The sequence below is a fragment of the Bradyrhizobium sp. CCBAU 65884 genome (assembly GCF_028128835.1).
GTDB lineage: Bacteria > Pseudomonadota > Alphaproteobacteria > Rhizobiales > Xanthobacteraceae > Bradyrhizobium > Bradyrhizobium ottawaense.
Map to the genome: position 1 here is coordinate 1 of NZ_LBJU01000065.1, position 16,665 is coordinate 16,665.

The window sequence follows — 16,665 nt, forward strand, 5'->3', positions numbered from 1 at the left end:
CCTCACGGAACCAGGCCATTCTAATCCGGCGCGCTAATACAAGGGTGGGCAAAGGCGCAAAGCGCCGTGCCCACCATCTCTCTCGATGGCAAAATGGGTGGGCACGCTTCGCTTTGCCCACCCTACAAGACCTGTCAGGTCTCGCGAAGAGCGGGGACGACTTCCCCCCGCCCCATGACCATTCGACCCCGCCTCCCTATATTGCCTGATCCTTCGAATCAGGCGGTCCATGCGCGTCTTCAGCGTTCCCCTCTCAGTTCCATTCCTGCGCACGATCGTCGCGAGCCTGCTCGACGGACGGCTGGTCGAGGGATTCGAGGCGCGCAAGGAACCGGCGCGGCTGGCGGATGCCACGCTGTATCTGCCGACAAGGCGCGCGATGCGCGTGGTCCGCGAGATCTTCCTCGACGAGATGAAAGCGGACGCCGTGGTGCTGCCGCGCATCGTCGCGCTCGGCGACATCGACGAGGATGAGCTCGCCTTCGCCGACGAGGGCGAGCAGTTCTCCGGCGCAACGCCGCTCGACATTCCGCCGCGGCTTGGCGAGCTCGAACGACGGCTGACGCTGGCGCAACTGGTCGCGGCCTGGGCCAAGGGCCCGGTGCTGTCGCCGCTGGTGGTCGGCGGGCCCGCCTCGACGCTGGCGCTCGCCGGCGACCTCGCGCGCCTGATCGACGACATGGTGACGCGCGGCGTCGACTGGAGCGCGCTCGACGGTCTCGTACCTGACAACCTCGACCGTTACTGGCAGCACTCGCTCGAATTTTTGCGGATCGCGCGGATCGCCTGGCCCGGTCATCTCGCCGAGATCAACCGGATCGAGCCCGCGGCGCGGCGCGATCTCCTGATCGCGGCGGAGGCCAGACGGCTGACCGCGCATCCGAACGGGCCGGTCATCGCGGCGGGCTCGACCGGCTCGATGCCGGCGACCGCGAAATTTCTGCACGCAGTCGCCTCGCTGCCGCATGGCGCCGTGGTGCTGCCGGGCCTCGACACCGATCTCGACGACGGCGCCTGGCGGAGCATCGGCGGCGTGCGCGACTCGCTGGGCAAGTTCGCAGAGCATCCGGCGTCGAACCATCCGCAATATGCCATGCACGCGCTGCTGGATCGTTTTGGCATCAAGCGCAGCGACGTCGAGATTCTCCAGCCGCCAGCGGACGGCGGCCGCGATCTGCTCGCCTCCGAATCGATGCGGCCGTCGGCCAAGACGGAAGTCTGGCACGACCGGCTGAAGCAGCCGGATGTCGCAGCGAAGATCTCCGGCGGCATGAAAAGCCTCGCCGTCGTCGAAGCCCCCAATCCGGAGATGGAAGCGCTCGCCATTGCCATCGCCATGCGCGAAGCACGGCATCTCGACAAATCGGCAGCGCTGGTGACGCCGGACCGCGCGCTGGCGCGGCGGGTGATGGCTGCGCTGACCCGATGGGATCTCGCCTTCGACGATTCCGGCGGTGACGTGCTGATGGAAACATCCGCCGGCGTCTTTGCCCGGCTCACTGCGGAAGCGGCGACCAAGGGACTGGAGCCGCCAACGCTGCTGGCCATGCTGAAGCATCCGCTGTGCCGGCTCGGCCGGCTGCCTGGCGCGTGGAAGGCGGCGATCGAAGATCTCGAGCTTGCAGTCCTACGCGGCACGCGTCCGCCTGCCGGCACCGGCGGCCTGCTGCGCGAATTCAACCGCTTTCGCAACGAGCTGACAAAGCTGTGGCGCAGCGAGGTCTCCGCGCTTCACAAGGCCGAACCCCGTGCGCATCTCAAGGCCGAAAACATCGACCGCATCCAGACGCTGATCGACACCTTGCAGAAGGCGCTGGCACCGATCGAGAGTCTGGCGTCGGCAAAGCCGTTCGACTTCGCCGAGCTTGCCCACCGGCATCGCGAGATCATCATCGAGCTGTCGCGCGACGAGCAGGGCATCCCGCTCGCCTTCGAGGAGCGCGAAGGCCTCGCGCTCGCCGGCGCCTTCGACGATCTCCTGCGCGGCGGCACGATCAGCGGACTGATGGTGACGCTGCCTGATTATGCCGACGTCTTCCAGACCGCTTTCAGCGATCGCGCGGTGCGGCGGCGAGACAAGCCGGGCGCGCGGCTGCAGATCTACGGCCCGCTGGAATCGCGCCTGATGCAGGCCGACCGCATCATCGTCGGCGGCCTGATCGAAGGCGTCTGGCCACCGGCGCCGCGCATCGACCCCTGGCTCAGCCGGCCGATGCGGCACGAGCTCGGTCTCGATCTGCCGGAGCGCCGCATCGGCCTCTCCGCCCACGATTTTGCTCAGCTGCTCGGCGGCGACGAGGTGATCCTCACCCATTCCGCCAAGGCCGGCGGCGCACCCGCGGTGGCTTCGCGATTCCTTCATCGGCTGGAGGCGGTTGCGGGCGACGATCATTGGAAGGCGGCCGTTCGCGCCGGCGAGAAATATGTGCAGTTCGCGGGCGCGCTGGACCAGCCGGACGAGGTCAGGCCGATCAAGCAGCCCGAGCCGCGGCCGCCGCGCGCGACGCGGCCGCTCAGGATGTCGGTGACAGCGATCGAGGACTGGCTGCGCGATCCCTACACGATCTACGCAAAACACATTTTGCGGCTCGATGCGCTCGATCCCGTCGACATGCCGCTGTCGGCCGCCGACCGCGGCTCGGCGATTCATGATGCGATCGGCGAGTTCACCGAGAGCTATGCCGCGCGTCTGCCCGACGATCCCGCGCGCGTGCTGCGCACGATCGGCGAGAAACATTTCGCGCCGCTGATGGAGCGACCCGAAGCGCGGGCGCTGTGGTGGCCGCGCTTCCAGCGCATCGCGCGCTGGTTCGGCGAATGGGAGACCGCCCGCCGCGACGCGATCGAGGCCATCGTCGCGGAGACGCGCGGCGAGATTTCAATCATGCTCGACAGCGCGCGCAGCTTCCGCCTTTCGGCACGCGCCGACCGCATCGAGCGGCGCCAGGGCGGCGGCTACGCCATCCTCGACTACAAGACCGGACAGCCGCCGACCGGCAAGCAGGTTCGCATGGGCCTGTCGCCCCAGCTCACGCTGGAGGCCGCGATCCTGCGCGAGGGTGGCTTTCCCGATATCGACGCCGGCGCGTCGGTGAGCCAGCTCGTCTATGTACGCTTGAGCGGCAACAATCCGCCGGGCGAGGAGCGTATCCTCGAGCTCAAGTACAAACCCGGCGACGAGCCGCAGCCGCCGGACACGGCAGCCGCCGAAGCGCGGGCCAAACTGGAAGCGCTGATCCGTGCCTTCGACGACGAGAACCAGCCCTACACCTCGCTGAACCTGCCGATGTGGTCCAATCGCTACGGTACCTATGACGATCTCGCCCGGATCAAGGAATGGTCCGCGGCCGGCGGTTTGGGGATCGAGGAATGGTGAAGGCACCGCGCCCCATCCCCGACGAGGTCCGCGCGCGGCAGGCGCGTGCGTCCGACCCGACCGCGTCGGCCTTCGTGTCGGCCAATGCCGGCTCGGGCAAGACGCATGTGCTGGTGCAGCGCGTGATCCGCCTGCTGCTGTCGGGCGTGCCGCCGGAGAAGATCCTCTGCATCACTTTCACAAAGGCCGCCGCCGCCAACATGGCCGAACGCGTGTTCACCACGCTTGGTCACTGGGTGACGCTGGATGATACCGGGCTCGACGCAGCGATCCGCGCTGTCGGCATCCCGCATCCCAGCGCGAAAATTCGGCGCGAAGCGAGAAAACTCTTCGCCTGCACGCTGGAGACGCCGGGCGGGCTGAAGGTGCAGACTATCCACGCGCTGTGCACGCGCCTGCTCCAGCAGTTTCCGTTCGAGGCCAACGTTCCCGCGCGCTTCGCCGTGATCGACGAGCGCGACCAGACCGACATGATGGAGCGCGCCAATCTGAAGGTGCTGCTGGAGGCGGCGCGCGATCCGGAGAGCGTCACCGGTCGCGCATTGCTGACCGCGATGGCGAGCGCGGCCGACGTCACCTTCAAGGAGGTCGTGCGCGAAGCGTGCCTGAGCCGCGATCACTTCATGGCCTGGACGGATGAGGCCGGCAACGCCGAAGCCGCCGCTGCGCAGATGGCGGCGGCGCTGGGCGTTGATGCGAGCGATCGCATCGAGGACGTCGAGACCGAGATTCTCAATGGACCCTATCTACCGCGATCGCGCTGGGACGACATCGCCTTTGCGCTGGAAGACGGCAGCAAGTCCGACAACGACCAGGCCGGTCGGCTCCGCGAGGCCAAGGCGTTCTCCGGCAGCGCGCAGGTCGATGCCTATCTCTGCGTTTTCCTCACCGACGAAAAGCTGCCGCGCAAGGCGGTGCTGACCAAGAAGTTTGGCGAGCACAACCCGTCCGTCGCGCGCCTGTTCGAGAACGAGGCGCAGCGGGTCAGTGCATTGATCGAGAAGCGCCGGGCGGTCGCCATGCGTGACCGCACCGCGGCCCTGCTGCATATCGCCACCGCGGCCGCCGCCAACTACCGCCGCGAGAAGCAGGAGCGCGGGCTGCTCGACTACGACGACCTCATCGACAAGACGCTGGCGATGCTGAACCGTGTGTCTTCAGGCTGGGTGCACTACAAGCTCGACCGCGGCGTGGACCATGTGCTGATCGACGAAGCGCAGGACACCAGCCCGCGGCAATGGGACATCGTCGCGCACATCATCTCCGAATTCACCGCCGGCGAAGGCGCGCGCGAAGGATTGAACCGCACGGTCTTCGCGGTCGGCGATGAGAAGCAGTCGATCTTCTCGTTCCAGGGTGCGGCGCCGCACGAGTTCGACGCGCGCCGGCGCGAGCTGCACCGCAAGTTCACCTCGGCGGGGCTGAAGTTCGATCCGGTCGCCTTCACCTATTCGTTCCGCTCGGGCGCTGCGATCCTGCACTCGGTCGACCACGTCTTCCGCGAACAGGAGATCTACAAGAGCATCCATTCGGTCGAGATCGGCCATCCCCTGCACAACGCGCTCGCCGATGCCGGTCCGAGCGTGATCGAGCTGTGGGATCTGGCTGTCGCCGACGACCGCCAGGAGATCGAGGGCTGGCGCGCGCCGTTCGACGGCGTCGCCGTCACCAGCCCAGAAGTCAAGCTGGCGCGTCGCATCCAGGCCGAAATCAAGCGGCTGGTCGAGAGCGGCACGCTGACGGGACACGAGGGCGAGCGCCGACCGCTGCGCTATGGCGACATGCTGATCCTGGTGCGCCGGCGCGGCAATGCCTTCGATGCCGTGATCCAGGCGCTGAAGCACGCTGGCGTTCCGGTGGCCGGCGCCGATAGGCTCAAGCTGACCGAGCACATCGCGATCATCGACCTGATGAACCTCGCCGATGCGCTGCTGCTGCCGCAGGACGATCTCGCGCTGGCTGTGGCGCTGAAGAGCCCGCTGTTCGGGCTGGATGACGACGACCTGTTCCAGCTTGCCCATGACCGCAAGGGATCACTGCGCCGTGCACTCGGCGAGCATGCGGCCGGAAGCGAGAAGTTCGCGGCCGTGCTGCGGCGTCTGGAAGCCTGTGAGACCCGCGCGCGCGAGGAAACGCCGTTTGCCTTCTACGCCTGGTTGTTAGGGGGCGACGGCGGACGTGCGCGCATCCTGCGCCGGCTCGGCTTTGAAGCCAACGACGCGCTCGACGAATTCCTGGAGCTCGCGCTGAGCTGTGAGCGCAAGGCGCCGGCATCGCTGCAGGGCTTCATGGCCTGGCTGCGCTCGGCCGACACCGAGGTGAAGCGCGACATGGAGATCTCGCGCGACGAGGTGCGGGTGATGACGGTGCATGGCGCCAAGGGCCTGGAGGCCTCGGTCGTATTCATGGTCGACACCACGTCGTCGCCCGCGGACTCGCAGCGGGTTCGGCTGATCCACGTGCCGCGCGGCAATGGCGGCGAGGTCGTGGTCTGGGCCGGCCGCAAGGCCGACGACCCCAAGCCCGTCGCCGACGCGCGCAAGGCGATGCTCGAGGAGACCGAGGACGAATATCGCCGCCTGCTCTATGTCGCGATGACGCGCGCGGCCGATCGGCTGATCGTCGGCGGCTGCATTCCTGGCAATATGAGGACGGTCCGCAAGCTGAGCTGGTATGACCTGGTCGACACCGGGCTCGCAGGCTCGGGCCTAGACAAGCAGACGATCGAGACGCCGCTCGGCAAGGTGACGCGATTCGCCCGGCCGGAGGACGTCGCCGCGCTGGGTATCCCGGCGGCGACCGTGGACCAGACGGTCGCGCTGCCGGCCTGGCTGCGAACGCCGGCGCCGCGCGAGATCGTTGACGACGACATGGTGCGTCCGTCCGGCCAGTCGGCTGAGGAAGGCCGCAGCGTGCGGACCGGCGAATCGGTGCGGTCCCGCGCGCTCGCACTGCAGCGCGGCACGCTGGTGCACCGTCTCCTGCAATCCCTGCCTGATATCGCCGCGGAGCGCCGGCGCGAGGCCGCGCTCGGCTTCATGGCACGCAATGCCTCCGACTGGACGGAGGCCGACCGCGCCGCTTTGGCCGACAAGGTGCTCGCCCTGCTCACTGAACCGCGCTTCGCGCCGGTCTTTGCCGCCGGCAGCCGGGCGGAAGTCGCCATCGCCGGCAGGCTGGAGCGGCCGGGCCGTGCCCCGGCATTGGTGTCGGGGCAGATCGACCGGCTGATCGTTCGTCCGGATGAGGTTTTGATCGTCGATTTCAAGACCAACCAGGCGGCGCCCAAGAACGCGGCCGCAGCGCCCGCCGCCTATGTCCGGCAGCTTGCGCTGTACCGGGCGGTGCTGGCGCGGCTTTATCCCCAAAAGCCCATCCGCGCCGTCCTGCTCTGGACCGAGGCCCTTGAATATATGGAGATTTCAGCCCCCGCGCTGGACGCGGCGCTGGCATCCCTTCATCTCGGTGTGAGCGTCCTTGACCCGGCAAGGGGCCGTTCATAGGTTGACGGCATGATCCCAGGCGCGATTCCCATCCGCGCCGATTCTTTCAACCGAACGAGGTACTCCCATGGCCGTTGGCAAGGTTTCTGACACCGATTTCGAAGCCGAAGTGCTCAAGGCGAACGGTCCTGTGGTCGTCGATTTCTGGGCTGAGTGGTGCGGCCCCTGCCGCATGATCGCGCCCGCCCTCGACGAGATCGCCGGTGCGATGGGCGACAAGGTCAAGATCGTGAAGCTCAACGTCGACGAGAGCCCCAAGACCGCGTCCAAGTATGGCGTGATGTCGATCCCGACGCTGATGATCTTCAAGGGCGGCGAGATGGCCTCCCGCCAGGTCGGCGCGGCGCCGAAGGCGAAGCTGCAGCAGTGGATCACCTCCGCGGTCTGATCCGCCTGGCGCAAGTTTATTTTCGACAACGGCCGGCGAAATGCCGGCCGTTTGCGTTGACGGGACATGTCCAGCGTATGACGAGTCCCGACCCTTGCCTGCCCCTCCCGCAAAGCGCGCGCGAAAATCGACTTCTTTCGTTGCCATGGAGGCGCGGTCAGTCGACGCCATTCCACGCGGCAACGAATGGCAGTACGAGCCGAAATGGGATGGCTTTCGCTGCCTGCTGTCGCGCGACGGCGGCCATGTCGATCTGCGCTCCAAATCCGGCGAAGATCTCGCCCGCTATTTCCCGGAAGTTGTCGCTGCCGCGCTGAAGCTGAAAGCCGACCGTTTCACGCTCGACGGCGAGATCGTCGTACCGCACGGCAAGAGCTTTTCGTTCGACGCGCTGCTGCAACGGATTCATCCGGCGGCGAGCCGCGTGAAGATGCTCTCGCAGGACACGCCGGCGCTCTATCTCGTCTTCGATCTGCTCGCGACGGTAAAACAGAAGCAGCTTGCCGGAAGGCAGCTGAGCGAACGGCGGCCGGCGCTGGAGGCTTTTGCGAAGGCCAATCTGAAGGGCGGCCTCTTCCGCCTGTCGCCGGCGACGACGAGCTTCGCCACGGCGAAAAAGTGGCTGGCGCAATCCGGTGGCGGCTCGGACGGCATCATCGCCAAGCGCGTCGACCTGCCCTATCAGGCCGGAAATCGCGACGGCATGCAGAAGATCAAGAAATTTCGCAGCGCCGATTGCGTGGTCGGCGGCTTCCGCTACGCCACCAACAAGATCGCCGGGCGAAAGGTGGTCGGCTCGCTGCTGCTCGGGCTCTACGACGATGGTGGCTTGCTGCATCATGTCGGCTTCACATCCGCGATCAAGGCAGAGCAGAAGCCCGCGCTGACCGACCGGGTGGAGGCGCTGATCGCAGAACCCGGCTTCACCGGCAACGCGCCGGGCGGACCGAGCCGCTGGTCCACCGAGCGCTCGGCAAAATGGTGTCCGCTGAGACCGAAGCTGGTGATCGAAGTCTGCTACGACCATTTCAGCGGCGAACGCTTCCGCCACGGCACCTCGATCCTGCGCTGGCGCCCCGACAAGGCGCCGCGGCAATGCAGCTTCGAGCAACTGAAGCAGAAGGTGGCCGACCCGATGAAGCTGCTGAGGTGAGTCGGTCTAGTGCAGAGCCGGGGCCCAGAAGCCGCGAGTCTGGGTCCCGGCTCTGCGGAGCAGCGCTTTGCGCTGCACCGCGTCCGGGACACGAGAGGATTTACCTGAGCCATCCGGTCGCGATCGCCTGCGCCAGTTCGGGCTGCCCATTGCGCCGCGCCAGCGCCGCCATCGCCTCGTGATCATACGCGACGTGGCGGAATGTCACCTGCCAGGCACCATCAGCCAGCTCGAGGATCGCGTAGCGCGCATGCGGCGTGCCAGCTTCGACTACATGCGGATAGGGATGCTTGTCACGATACCCAGGACTGCCGACGCTGCCGGGATTGACGATCAGCCGGCCGTCATGCAAGCGCACGGCGCGGGCGAGATGAGTGTGGGCGCAGAGGATCAGGGATTGCGTCACGCTTTGCGCAAACTGCTCGATCCGGTCCAGCGGCGACAGCGCCACCGCGCCGTCCGGGTGCACCATGTCGAGCCAATAGACCTCGTCGTTATCGGGCGTCGCGTGGCAGAGAAACACCTGCTCGCGAAACACCCGCGTCATCGGCTGCGCGCGCAGCCAATCCAGTTGCACGGTATTAAGCGCTGCGTGGGCGGGGCGATCCCACGAGCCCATTTGCTCCGGGGAGCGGTCGAGCAGATAGCGGTCGTGATTGCCGAGCACGTGGACGGCGTCGAGCGTCATCAGGATCTCGATGGTGCGGCGCGCATCGAGCGGGCCGCTCAGCATATCGCCGAGATTGACGATGTCGGTGATATCAAGGGCCCGGATGTCGGCCAGCACCGCCTCCAGCGCAAGGTAGTTTCCGTGGACGTCGGCAATCGCGGCGAAACGCATTGGCATTCTCTCTTTCGTGCCCCGGACGCGGCGCAGCGCTGCTTCAGCGATGCGCTGCAGAGCCGGGGCCCATGCGGCCCTGGGTCCCGGCTCTGCGCAGCAGCGTTGCACGCTGCACCGCGTCCGGGACAAGAGAAATCATGCAGGAGGCGTGCCGTTGATCGCCAGCACGTGGCCGGCCAGATACAACGAGCCAGTGATCAGGATGCGCGGAGGCACCTCGTAGGCGAGCTTCGAGAGGGCGCGCAGCGCGGCTTCGACGCCGGAGACGGTCTCGACGCGCATGCCGAGGCTGCGGGCGGCGTCGGCGAGGCGATCGACCGGCATCGCGTTCTCAGTGTCGGGGATCGGCACCGCGATGATGTGACGGGTGAGACCGGCGAAATTGGCAAGGAAGCCCTGCGCATCCTTGTTGGCCATCATGCCGGCGATGACGACCAGCGGTCGCGACACCCGCTCTTCGAGATCTCCGAGCGCCGCCGCCGCGACACGGCCGCCTTCGGCATTGTGCCCGCCATCGAGCCAGATCTCCGAGCCCTGCGGACCGAGAGCGAGCAGCTCGCCCGAGGTGATGCGCTGCATCCGCGCCGGCCATTCGGCACCGACGATGCCGGCCTCGAACGCCGCCTGATTGATCTTGAAGTTCGGAATCGCGCGCAGCGTCGCGATCGCAAGGCCGGCATTGTCGAACTGGTGGCGGCCGAACAGCCGCGGCGCCGTGAGATCCATCAGGCCGCGATCGTCGGAGTAGACGAGGCGACCGTGCTCGACATTGACGTGCCAGCTCTCGTTCGCCGCAAAAAGCGGCGCGCGCATGCGCTTGGCCTGCGCCTCGATCACCGCCATGGCTTCGCCCGCCTGCTCCGCGGAGATCACGGGCACGCCGCGCTTGATGATCGCCGCCTTCTCGCCGGCGATCGACGTCAGGGTGTCCCCGAGGAAATCCATGTGGTCCATGCTGACGGGCGTGATCACGCAGGCCGCCGGCGCATCGATCACGTTGGTCGAATCGAGCCGGCCGCCGAGGCCGACTTCGAGCAGCACCACGTCGGCCGGGTTCTGCGCAAACAGATGGAAGGCGGCCGCCGTCTTCAGCTCGAACAATGTCGCGGCTTCGCCGGCATTGACGCGCTCGACCTCTTCCAGTGCCGCACGCAATTCGTCATCGCCGACCAGCTGACCACCACTGAGGCGGCCGAGCCGGAAGCACTCGTTGATCCTGACAAGATAGGGCGAGGTGTAGGCGTGCACCCGCAGGCCTGCTGCCTCCAGCGTCGCGCGCAGATAAGCGAGCGTCGAGCCCTTGCCATTGGTGCCGGCGATGTGGATCACCGGCGGCAGCTTGAGCTCGGGGTGGCCGAGCCGTTCGAGCAGGCGGTGCATCCGCTCCAGCCCGAGATCGATGCGCTTCTGATGCAGGACCGACAGCCGCCCGAACAATTCACCGAGCGGCGTCTTCGCGCTGTCAGAGGACGCGTTCACGCGTGCGGCGCAGCCGGCGCCGTCTCGGCGGCCGATACGATCTGTGCCGGGCTGAGCACCGGCTGCATCGGCTTCGACGCGGTCTCCGGCGCCGGCGCCTTGGTCAGCAGACGGCAGAGCCGCGCCAGAGTCGGACGCAGCTCGTGGCGATGCACGACCATGTCGACCATGCCGTGCTCCTTCAGATACTCGGCGCGCTGGAAACCTTCAGGCAGCTTCTCGCGGATGGTCTGCTCGATCACGCGGGCGCCGGCAAAGCCGATCAGCGCGCCGGGTTCGGCGATCTGAACGTCGCCGAGCATCGCATAGGAGGCGGTAACGCCGCCGGTGGTCGGGTTGGTCAGCACGACGATATAGGGCTGCTTGGCCTCGCGCAGCATCTGCACAGCGACCGTCGTGCGCGGCATCTGCATCAGCGACAAGATGCCTTCCTGCATGCGCGCGCCGCCTGATGCGGCGAACACGATGAACGGCGACTTCTTTTCAACGGCGAGTTCGAGCCCGCGGACGATGGCTTCGCCTGCGGCCATGCCGAGCGAGCCACCCATGAAGTCGAAATCCTGCACGGCGACGACGACGGCGGAGCCTTCGAGTTTGCCGTAACCGACCTTGATCGCATCGTTCAGATTGGTTCGGGCGCGCGCGTCCTTGATGCGGTCGACGTATTTCTTCTCGTCGCGGAACTTGAGCGGATCTGGCGTGACGTCAGGCAGCGCGACGTCGAACCAGGTCTCGTTGTCGAAGATCGACTTCAAGCGCGCCACCGCCCCCATGCGCATGTGATAGTTCGAGCCGGGGATGACGAACTGGTTGGCCTCGACGTCCTTGTAGAACACGAGCTGCCCGGAGTCCGGGCACTTGATCCACAGATTCTCCGGCGTCTCCCGCCGCAGCATGTTGCGGATCTTCGGCCGGACCACGTTGGTAAGCCAGTTCATGGTTTGCTCCGATGTGCGGCCCGCCTTGCGGATCGCCTGAAGGGATATATGGCGACCGGGCCGTTGCCCGGCAAGCCGCCGTGTCGCCGTGTCGCCCGCCCCAAAAGCGGAATTATGGCCTATTCCGCCGCCTGTTGCGCGCCCTTGACGCCCTGGGCCAGGGCCGCCGTCAGCTCAGCCACGGCGTTAACGGTTTTGCCGGTCGCCCGTCCCTCGGCGTCGAGGCTGTTCTTGAGCGCGTCGACCAGCGCGGTGCCGACGACCGCACCATTGGCATGGGAGGCAATGGCACGCGCCGTCTCCGGCGTGCGGATACCGAAGCCGACGCACACCGGCAGCTTGGTGTGCCGCTTGATGCGGGCCACCGCTTCGCTCACGGCCGAGGAGTCCGCCGCCGCCGCACCGGTGATGCCGGTGATCGAGACGTAGTAGACGAAGCCCGAGGTGTTGGCGAGCACGGCCGGCAGCCGCTTGTCGTCGGTCGTCGGTGTCGCCAGACGAATGAAATTGAGGCCGGCCTTCATCGCGGGCAGGCAGAGCTCGTCGTCCTCCTCCGGCGGCAGGTCGACGATGATCAGACCATCGACGCCCGCGCTCTTGGCATCGACCAGGAACTTGTCGACGCCGTAAATGTAGATCGGATTGTAATAGCCCATCAACACGATCGGCGTCGCATTGTCGTCCTTGCGGAAGCCGCGCACCAGCTCCAGCGTCTTCTTCAGCGTCATGCCGGCCTTGAGCGCACGCAGCCCGGCGGCCTGGATCGAGGGACCGTCGGCCATCGGATCGGTGAAGGGCATGCCGATCTCGATGACGTCGGCGCCTGATTTCGGCAGCGCCTTGATGATCTCGAGCGAGGTCGCCGGATCGGGATCGCCGGCCATCAAGAAGGTGACGAAGGCCGAGCGGCCCTGCTTCGCAAGCTCGGCAAAACGGGTGTCGATACGCGTGGTCACTTCTTGCCCCTCAGGATGTCGCCGACCTGCGGGACGTCCTTGTCGCCGCGGCCGGAGAGGTTGACGACCATCAGGTGATCCCGAGGCCGCTTCGGCGCGAGCTCCATCACCTTGGCGATGGCGTGCGCAGGCTCGAGCGCGGGGATGATACCTTCGAGGCGCGACAGCAGCTGGAACGCGGCGAGCGCTTCGTCATCGGTCGCGGAGAGATAGTTCACGCGGCCGATCTCGTGCAGCCAGGAATGCTCGGGGCCGATGCCGGGATAATCGAGGCCGGCCGAGATCGAATGCGCGTCCTGGATCTGGCCGTCCGCGTCCATCAAGAGATAGGTGCGGTTGCCGTGCAGCACGCCGGGACGGCCGCCCGCGATCGACGCCGCATGCAGCTGCGTCAGCCCATGGCCCGCAGCTTCGACGCCGAAGATTTCGACGGAGGGATCGTCGAGGAACGGATGAAACAGGCCCATCGCGTTCGAGCCGCCACCGATGCAGGCGACCAGCGAATCCGGCAGGCGGCCTTCGACCTCCTGCATCTGCGTCTTGGTCTCGTTGCCGATGATCGACTGGAAGTCGCGCACCAGCGTCGGATAGGGATGCGGGCCGGCCACCGTGCCGATGCAGTAGAAGGTGTTGTGCACGTTGGTGACCCAGTCGCGCAGGGCCTCATTCATGGCGTCCTTCAGCGTGCGCGTGCCCGACTGCACCGGGACCACCGTCGCACCCAGCATCTCCATGCGGATCACGTTGGGCTGCTGCCGCTCGACGTCGACGGCGCCCATATAGACCACGCATTCGAGCCCGAAGCGCGCGCACAGCGTCGCGGTGGCGACACCGTGCTGGCCGGCACCGGTCTCGGCGATGATGCGCTTCTTGCCCATGCGCCGCGCCAGCATGATCTGGCCGAGCACGTTGTTCACCTTGTGCGAGCCGGTGTGGTTGAGCTCTTCGCGCTTCAAATAGATCTTGGCGCCGCCGAGATGCTCGGTGAGGCGCTCGGCGAAATAGAGTGGCGAGGGCCGGCCGACATAATGCGTGAGATAGCCGTTCATCTCGGCCTGGAAGGCCGGATCGGCCTTGGCCTCGGTGTAGGCCTTCTCCAGATCGAGGATCAGCGGCATCAGGGTTTCGGCGACGAAGCGGCCGCCGAAGATGCCGAAATGGCCGCGATCGTCGGGACCGCTGCGATAGGAATTGGGTTTGGCGACGTTCATCGAACACTCAACTCTTGGCTGGATTCTTGGCTGGCGCGCGCAGCGCGAATGAAGGCCTTGATCATTTCAGGATCTTTCACGCCGGGGGCGCTCTCGACACCGGAGGAGACGTCGACGCCGCCGGCGCGGGTGACGCGGAGTGCCTCGGCGAGATTGTCGGCATGAAGCCCGCCCGAGACCATGTAGGGCAGTTTCAGATCGAGGTTTTCGAGCAGGTGCCAGTCGAACGGCTCCCCCAGGCCGCCGGGCCGGGTCGCATCCTTCGGCGCGCGGGCATCGAACAGGATGCGGTCGGCGATCGCGGCATAGCCGGGCAACACGGCGAGATCGGCCGCGGTCGCGACCGGGACCGCCTTCATCACCGGCCGGCCGAACCGCTGCTTGATGTCGCGCAGCCGCGCCACGCTCTCCTTGCCGTGCAGCTGGAAAATGTCCGGCGACAGCGCGTCCATGATGTTGTCGAGCGTCGCATCGTCGGCGTCGACGGTGAGGGCGACCTTGAGCGCGCGCCCCTTCACCTGGCGGCCGAGGTCGCGGCCGAGCTCCAGGGACAGATGCCGCGGCGAAGGGGGGAAGAACACGAACCCCACCATATCCGCACCCGCCTCGAGCGCCGTTTGAAGCGTCTCGCGCGTGGACAGGCCGCAGATTTTGACGAGCAGGGACATGGTCTCAAAGCAAATGGAGGCCGCAACGTGCGGCCGGAAAACAGCGTTTTCGGTCGGGGCCGCTTCTACAACGTCGCGCGCTGCTTGTCTCGCCCGATGGGCCCGTAAAGCCCGCCCCCGGAGGGAACGGGAAGGCGCTGTGACCCGGGCTTTGCCGCGGCCGCCTGGGTCCGCAAATCGGCCAGTTCGGCCCTGGCGACCCGTGAATCCGCCTCGTGCCGGCGCGCCGCGCGGCGCCAGTGCCGCTGACCGAGCCAGACGGCGGAGCCGCCGGCGAAGACGCCGAGGGCGGCGACCAGGATCAGGAGCAGGAACAGCGGCAGCGTGACCGACAATGACGGGTCGTTCGCAATGAACGGATCGAACGAGACCGTGACGAAGTGCCGGTTGGCAACGGCGAAGGCCACCAGGATCAGGCCCAGCGGGATCACGATCAGCGCGGTCAGGAACTTTCGCATCGCGATCGCTCGTCTTGAATCAAGCTTGCGGCCGCATCATGCGGCCGTTCGGTTAAACCCCGACGACGACAGCCTCAGTCGGGCGCGCCGGGATCCGGATGGTCGCGGTTCAGCCGCTCGCGCATTTCCTTGCCAGTCTTGAAGAACGGAACGCTCTTCTGATCGACGGGCACATGGGCGCCGGTGCGTGGATTGCGCCCGGCGCGTGCAGGGCGGTGCTTGACCGAGAAGGCACCGAAGCCGCGCAACTCGACGCGGTCACCGCGCGCGAGAGCCGCTACGATCTCTTCGAGAATCGCATTCACAATGTTCTCGACATCCCGCTGGTACAGATGCGGGTTGTGCTCGGCGATACGCTGAACAAGTTCGGATTTGATCATCGAGAGATAGGACCCGGAAGCGTGCGGATGACCATTTCCGTGAAAATACCTTGATCTGTCAAGACGCTAAATCAAGGTTGAGCGTCGTGAAATTACGTGACAAATGCCGAAAAAGCGGGCTGCCCCGACGCCCGTCAAACGGGAAAACCCTCAGCCGCTCGCCCAATCCCCTCAATTTGAGGCGGCCGGTTGCCACAGGGCCAGCATTCCATCCATTCCGAACCGATCGACCGCCTGCGCGACGCCGGTTTGCCCGATTTGATGCGCAATCGAGCCCAAACCGAGCGCTTCCAGCGTAACGGCGGCGGCCGTCTTGAGGAATGGCAGATCGCCGAAGCGCGGCTGGAGCTTGTAGTCGCGCACGGAGAGCCCCTTCTTGACGCCCTTCTGCTCGACCAGCCAGGTCACCGCCGTCTTCTCGTCGCCGATCTGATCGATCAGCTTGAGATCGATCGCCTGGCGCCCGGTGAAGACGCGGCCATCAGCCACTTTCTCGAGCTGCGTGTCATCCATGCCACGCCGCTCCTTCACCAATCCCCTGAACCAGGCATAGGAATCCTTCACCAGCGCATCGAGCGCGGCCCGTGCTTCCGGGCTGGTCGGCTCAAAACCGTTGGGCGCGGCCTTCAGCGGCGACGACTTCACCTCCTCGACCTTGACGCCGATGGTCTTCAGGAGCTCGCTGACGTTGGGATATTGGAACAGCACGCCGATCGACCCGACCAGCGAACTCTGCTGGGCGATGATGTGATCGCTGGCAATCGCCGTGATGTAGCCCCCGGAGGCAGCCAGGCCCTCGACCACCACGACGAGCGGCTTCTTCGCCTTCAGCCGGACGAGTGAATCGTAGAGTTGCTCGGACCCGGCGGTGGTGCCGCCCGGCGAGTTGATGTGAATGATGACGGCGGCGGCCTGCGAATTCTCCAGCCGCTCCAGCGCCTGCGTACGATCGGAATCGCTGCGGATCAGGCCCTCGATCTGGACCCGCGCGATCGAGCCGGCGGATGCGAACGTGCCCCGCGTACCCGGTGTCACGACCAGCGCAATGCCCGCAATCGCCGCAATCGCGATCAGCGCAGCCATCACGCGCCAGAACGTCAGCTTGCGGCGGATCCTGCGGCGATCGACGATGATGTCCGAATCGAGCGACATCTAGATATCTCCAAATGAAAGGCCGGACGCGTTGTGCCCTCACAGCGTGACCAACGGCTTATCTGGATACATCAATTGCGGCGCAATTAGAAGAAAACAAGGCTGTGAGCGCGGTGGGAGCCCGGGACCTCGCCACACCCTCGCTGTCGTCCCTGCGAA

At 66.3% G+C, this 16,665-nt stretch carries 13 protein-coding genes; 4 read left to right on the plus strand and 9 right to left on the minus strand.

Annotated elements, in window-relative coordinates:
* Window positions 1–229: 229 nt before the first annotated feature.
* The 4 genes from addB to XI03_RS02440 all read left to right on the plus strand — a co-directional run bounded on the left by addB (window position 230) and on the right by XI03_RS02440 (window position 8,420).
* Window positions 230–3,376, plus strand: coding sequence for a double-strand break repair protein AddB (addB, locus tag XI03_RS02425; protein ID WP_271591210.1), 3,147 nt, complete (start codon window positions 230–232; stop codon window positions 3,374–3,376).
* Window positions 3,370–6,879 (plus strand): double-strand break repair helicase AddA, encoded by a 3,510-nt coding sequence (addA, locus tag XI03_RS02430; RefSeq protein WP_271591211.1) that lies wholly within the window; start codon window positions 3,370–3,372, stop codon window positions 6,877–6,879. Before addB ends, addA begins: the two co-directional genes overlap by 7 nt.
* Before the next feature lie 67 nt (window positions 6,880–6,946).
* Window positions 6,947–7,267: a thioredoxin gene (gene trxA / locus XI03_RS02435; RefSeq protein ID WP_007598398.1), complete on the plus strand. Its 321-nt coding sequence runs from the start codon at window positions 6,947–6,949 to the stop codon at window positions 7,265–7,267.
* A gap of 145 nt (window positions 7,268–7,412) precedes the next feature.
* The gene (locus XI03_RS02440) at window positions 7,413–8,420 is read left to right on the plus strand and encodes an ATP-dependent DNA ligase (protein WP_271591212.1); all 1,008 of its coding nucleotides are present in this window, start codon (window positions 7,413–7,415) and stop codon (window positions 8,418–8,420) included.
* A gap of 100 nt (window positions 8,421–8,520) precedes the next feature.
* On the opposite strand, the gene XI03_RS02445 is transcribed toward XI03_RS02440, so the two are convergent.
* From XI03_RS02445 to sppA, 9 genes are all read right to left on the minus strand, one after another.
* A complete protein-coding gene (locus XI03_RS02445) occupies window positions 8,521–9,261 on the minus strand; it encodes a metallophosphoesterase family protein (RefSeq protein WP_271591213.1) in 741 nt (246 codons plus the stop codon).
* Window positions 9,262–9,399: 138 nt separating this feature from the next.
* Window positions 9,400–10,743 (minus strand): bifunctional folylpolyglutamate synthase/dihydrofolate synthase, encoded by a 1,344-nt coding sequence (locus tag XI03_RS02450; protein WP_271591214.1) that lies wholly within the window; start codon window positions 10,741–10,743, stop codon window positions 9,400–9,402.
* Window positions 10,740–11,681 (minus strand): acetyl-CoA carboxylase, carboxyltransferase subunit beta, encoded by a 942-nt coding sequence (accD, locus tag XI03_RS02455; RefSeq protein WP_038950995.1) that lies wholly within the window; start codon window positions 11,679–11,681, stop codon window positions 10,740–10,742. Before accD ends, XI03_RS02450 begins: the two co-directional genes overlap by 4 nt.
* 119 nt (window positions 11,682–11,800) lie before the next feature.
* Window positions 11,801–12,637, minus strand: a complete 837-nt coding sequence (gene trpA, locus XI03_RS02460) for a tryptophan synthase subunit alpha (protein ID WP_028139478.1) — start codon at window positions 12,635–12,637, stop codon at window positions 11,801–11,803.
* On the minus strand, window positions 12,634–13,848 hold the full coding sequence (gene trpB, locus XI03_RS02465) for a tryptophan synthase subunit beta (protein ID WP_038950994.1): 1,215 nt from the start codon (window positions 13,846–13,848) through the stop codon (window positions 12,634–12,636). Before trpB ends, trpA begins: the two co-directional genes overlap by 4 nt.
* Entirely contained in the window at window positions 13,845–14,516 is a 672-nt protein-coding gene (locus tag XI03_RS02470; RefSeq protein WP_038950993.1) for a phosphoribosylanthranilate isomerase, read from the minus strand. The genes trpB and XI03_RS02470 overlap by 4 nt, the downstream gene beginning before the upstream one ends.
* A gap of 65 nt (window positions 14,517–14,581) precedes the next feature.
* Entirely contained in the window at window positions 14,582–14,974 is a 393-nt protein-coding gene (locus tag XI03_RS02475; RefSeq protein WP_271591215.1) for a DUF1049 domain-containing protein, read from the minus strand.
* Window positions 14,975–15,048: 74 nt separating this feature from the next.
* Complete coding sequence (locus XI03_RS02480) at window positions 15,049–15,354, minus strand: integration host factor subunit beta (RefSeq protein WP_007598410.1); 306 nt, start codon at window positions 15,352–15,354, stop codon at window positions 15,049–15,051.
* Between the two features lie 171 nt (window positions 15,355–15,525).
* Window positions 15,526–16,506 carry a signal peptide peptidase SppA gene (sppA, locus tag XI03_RS02485; protein WP_271591216.1) on the minus strand — a complete coding sequence of 327 codons (981 nt, stop codon included), beginning with the start codon at window positions 16,504–16,506 and terminating at the stop codon, window positions 15,526–15,528.
* Between the last annotated feature and the right edge of the window lie 159 nt (window positions 16,507–16,665).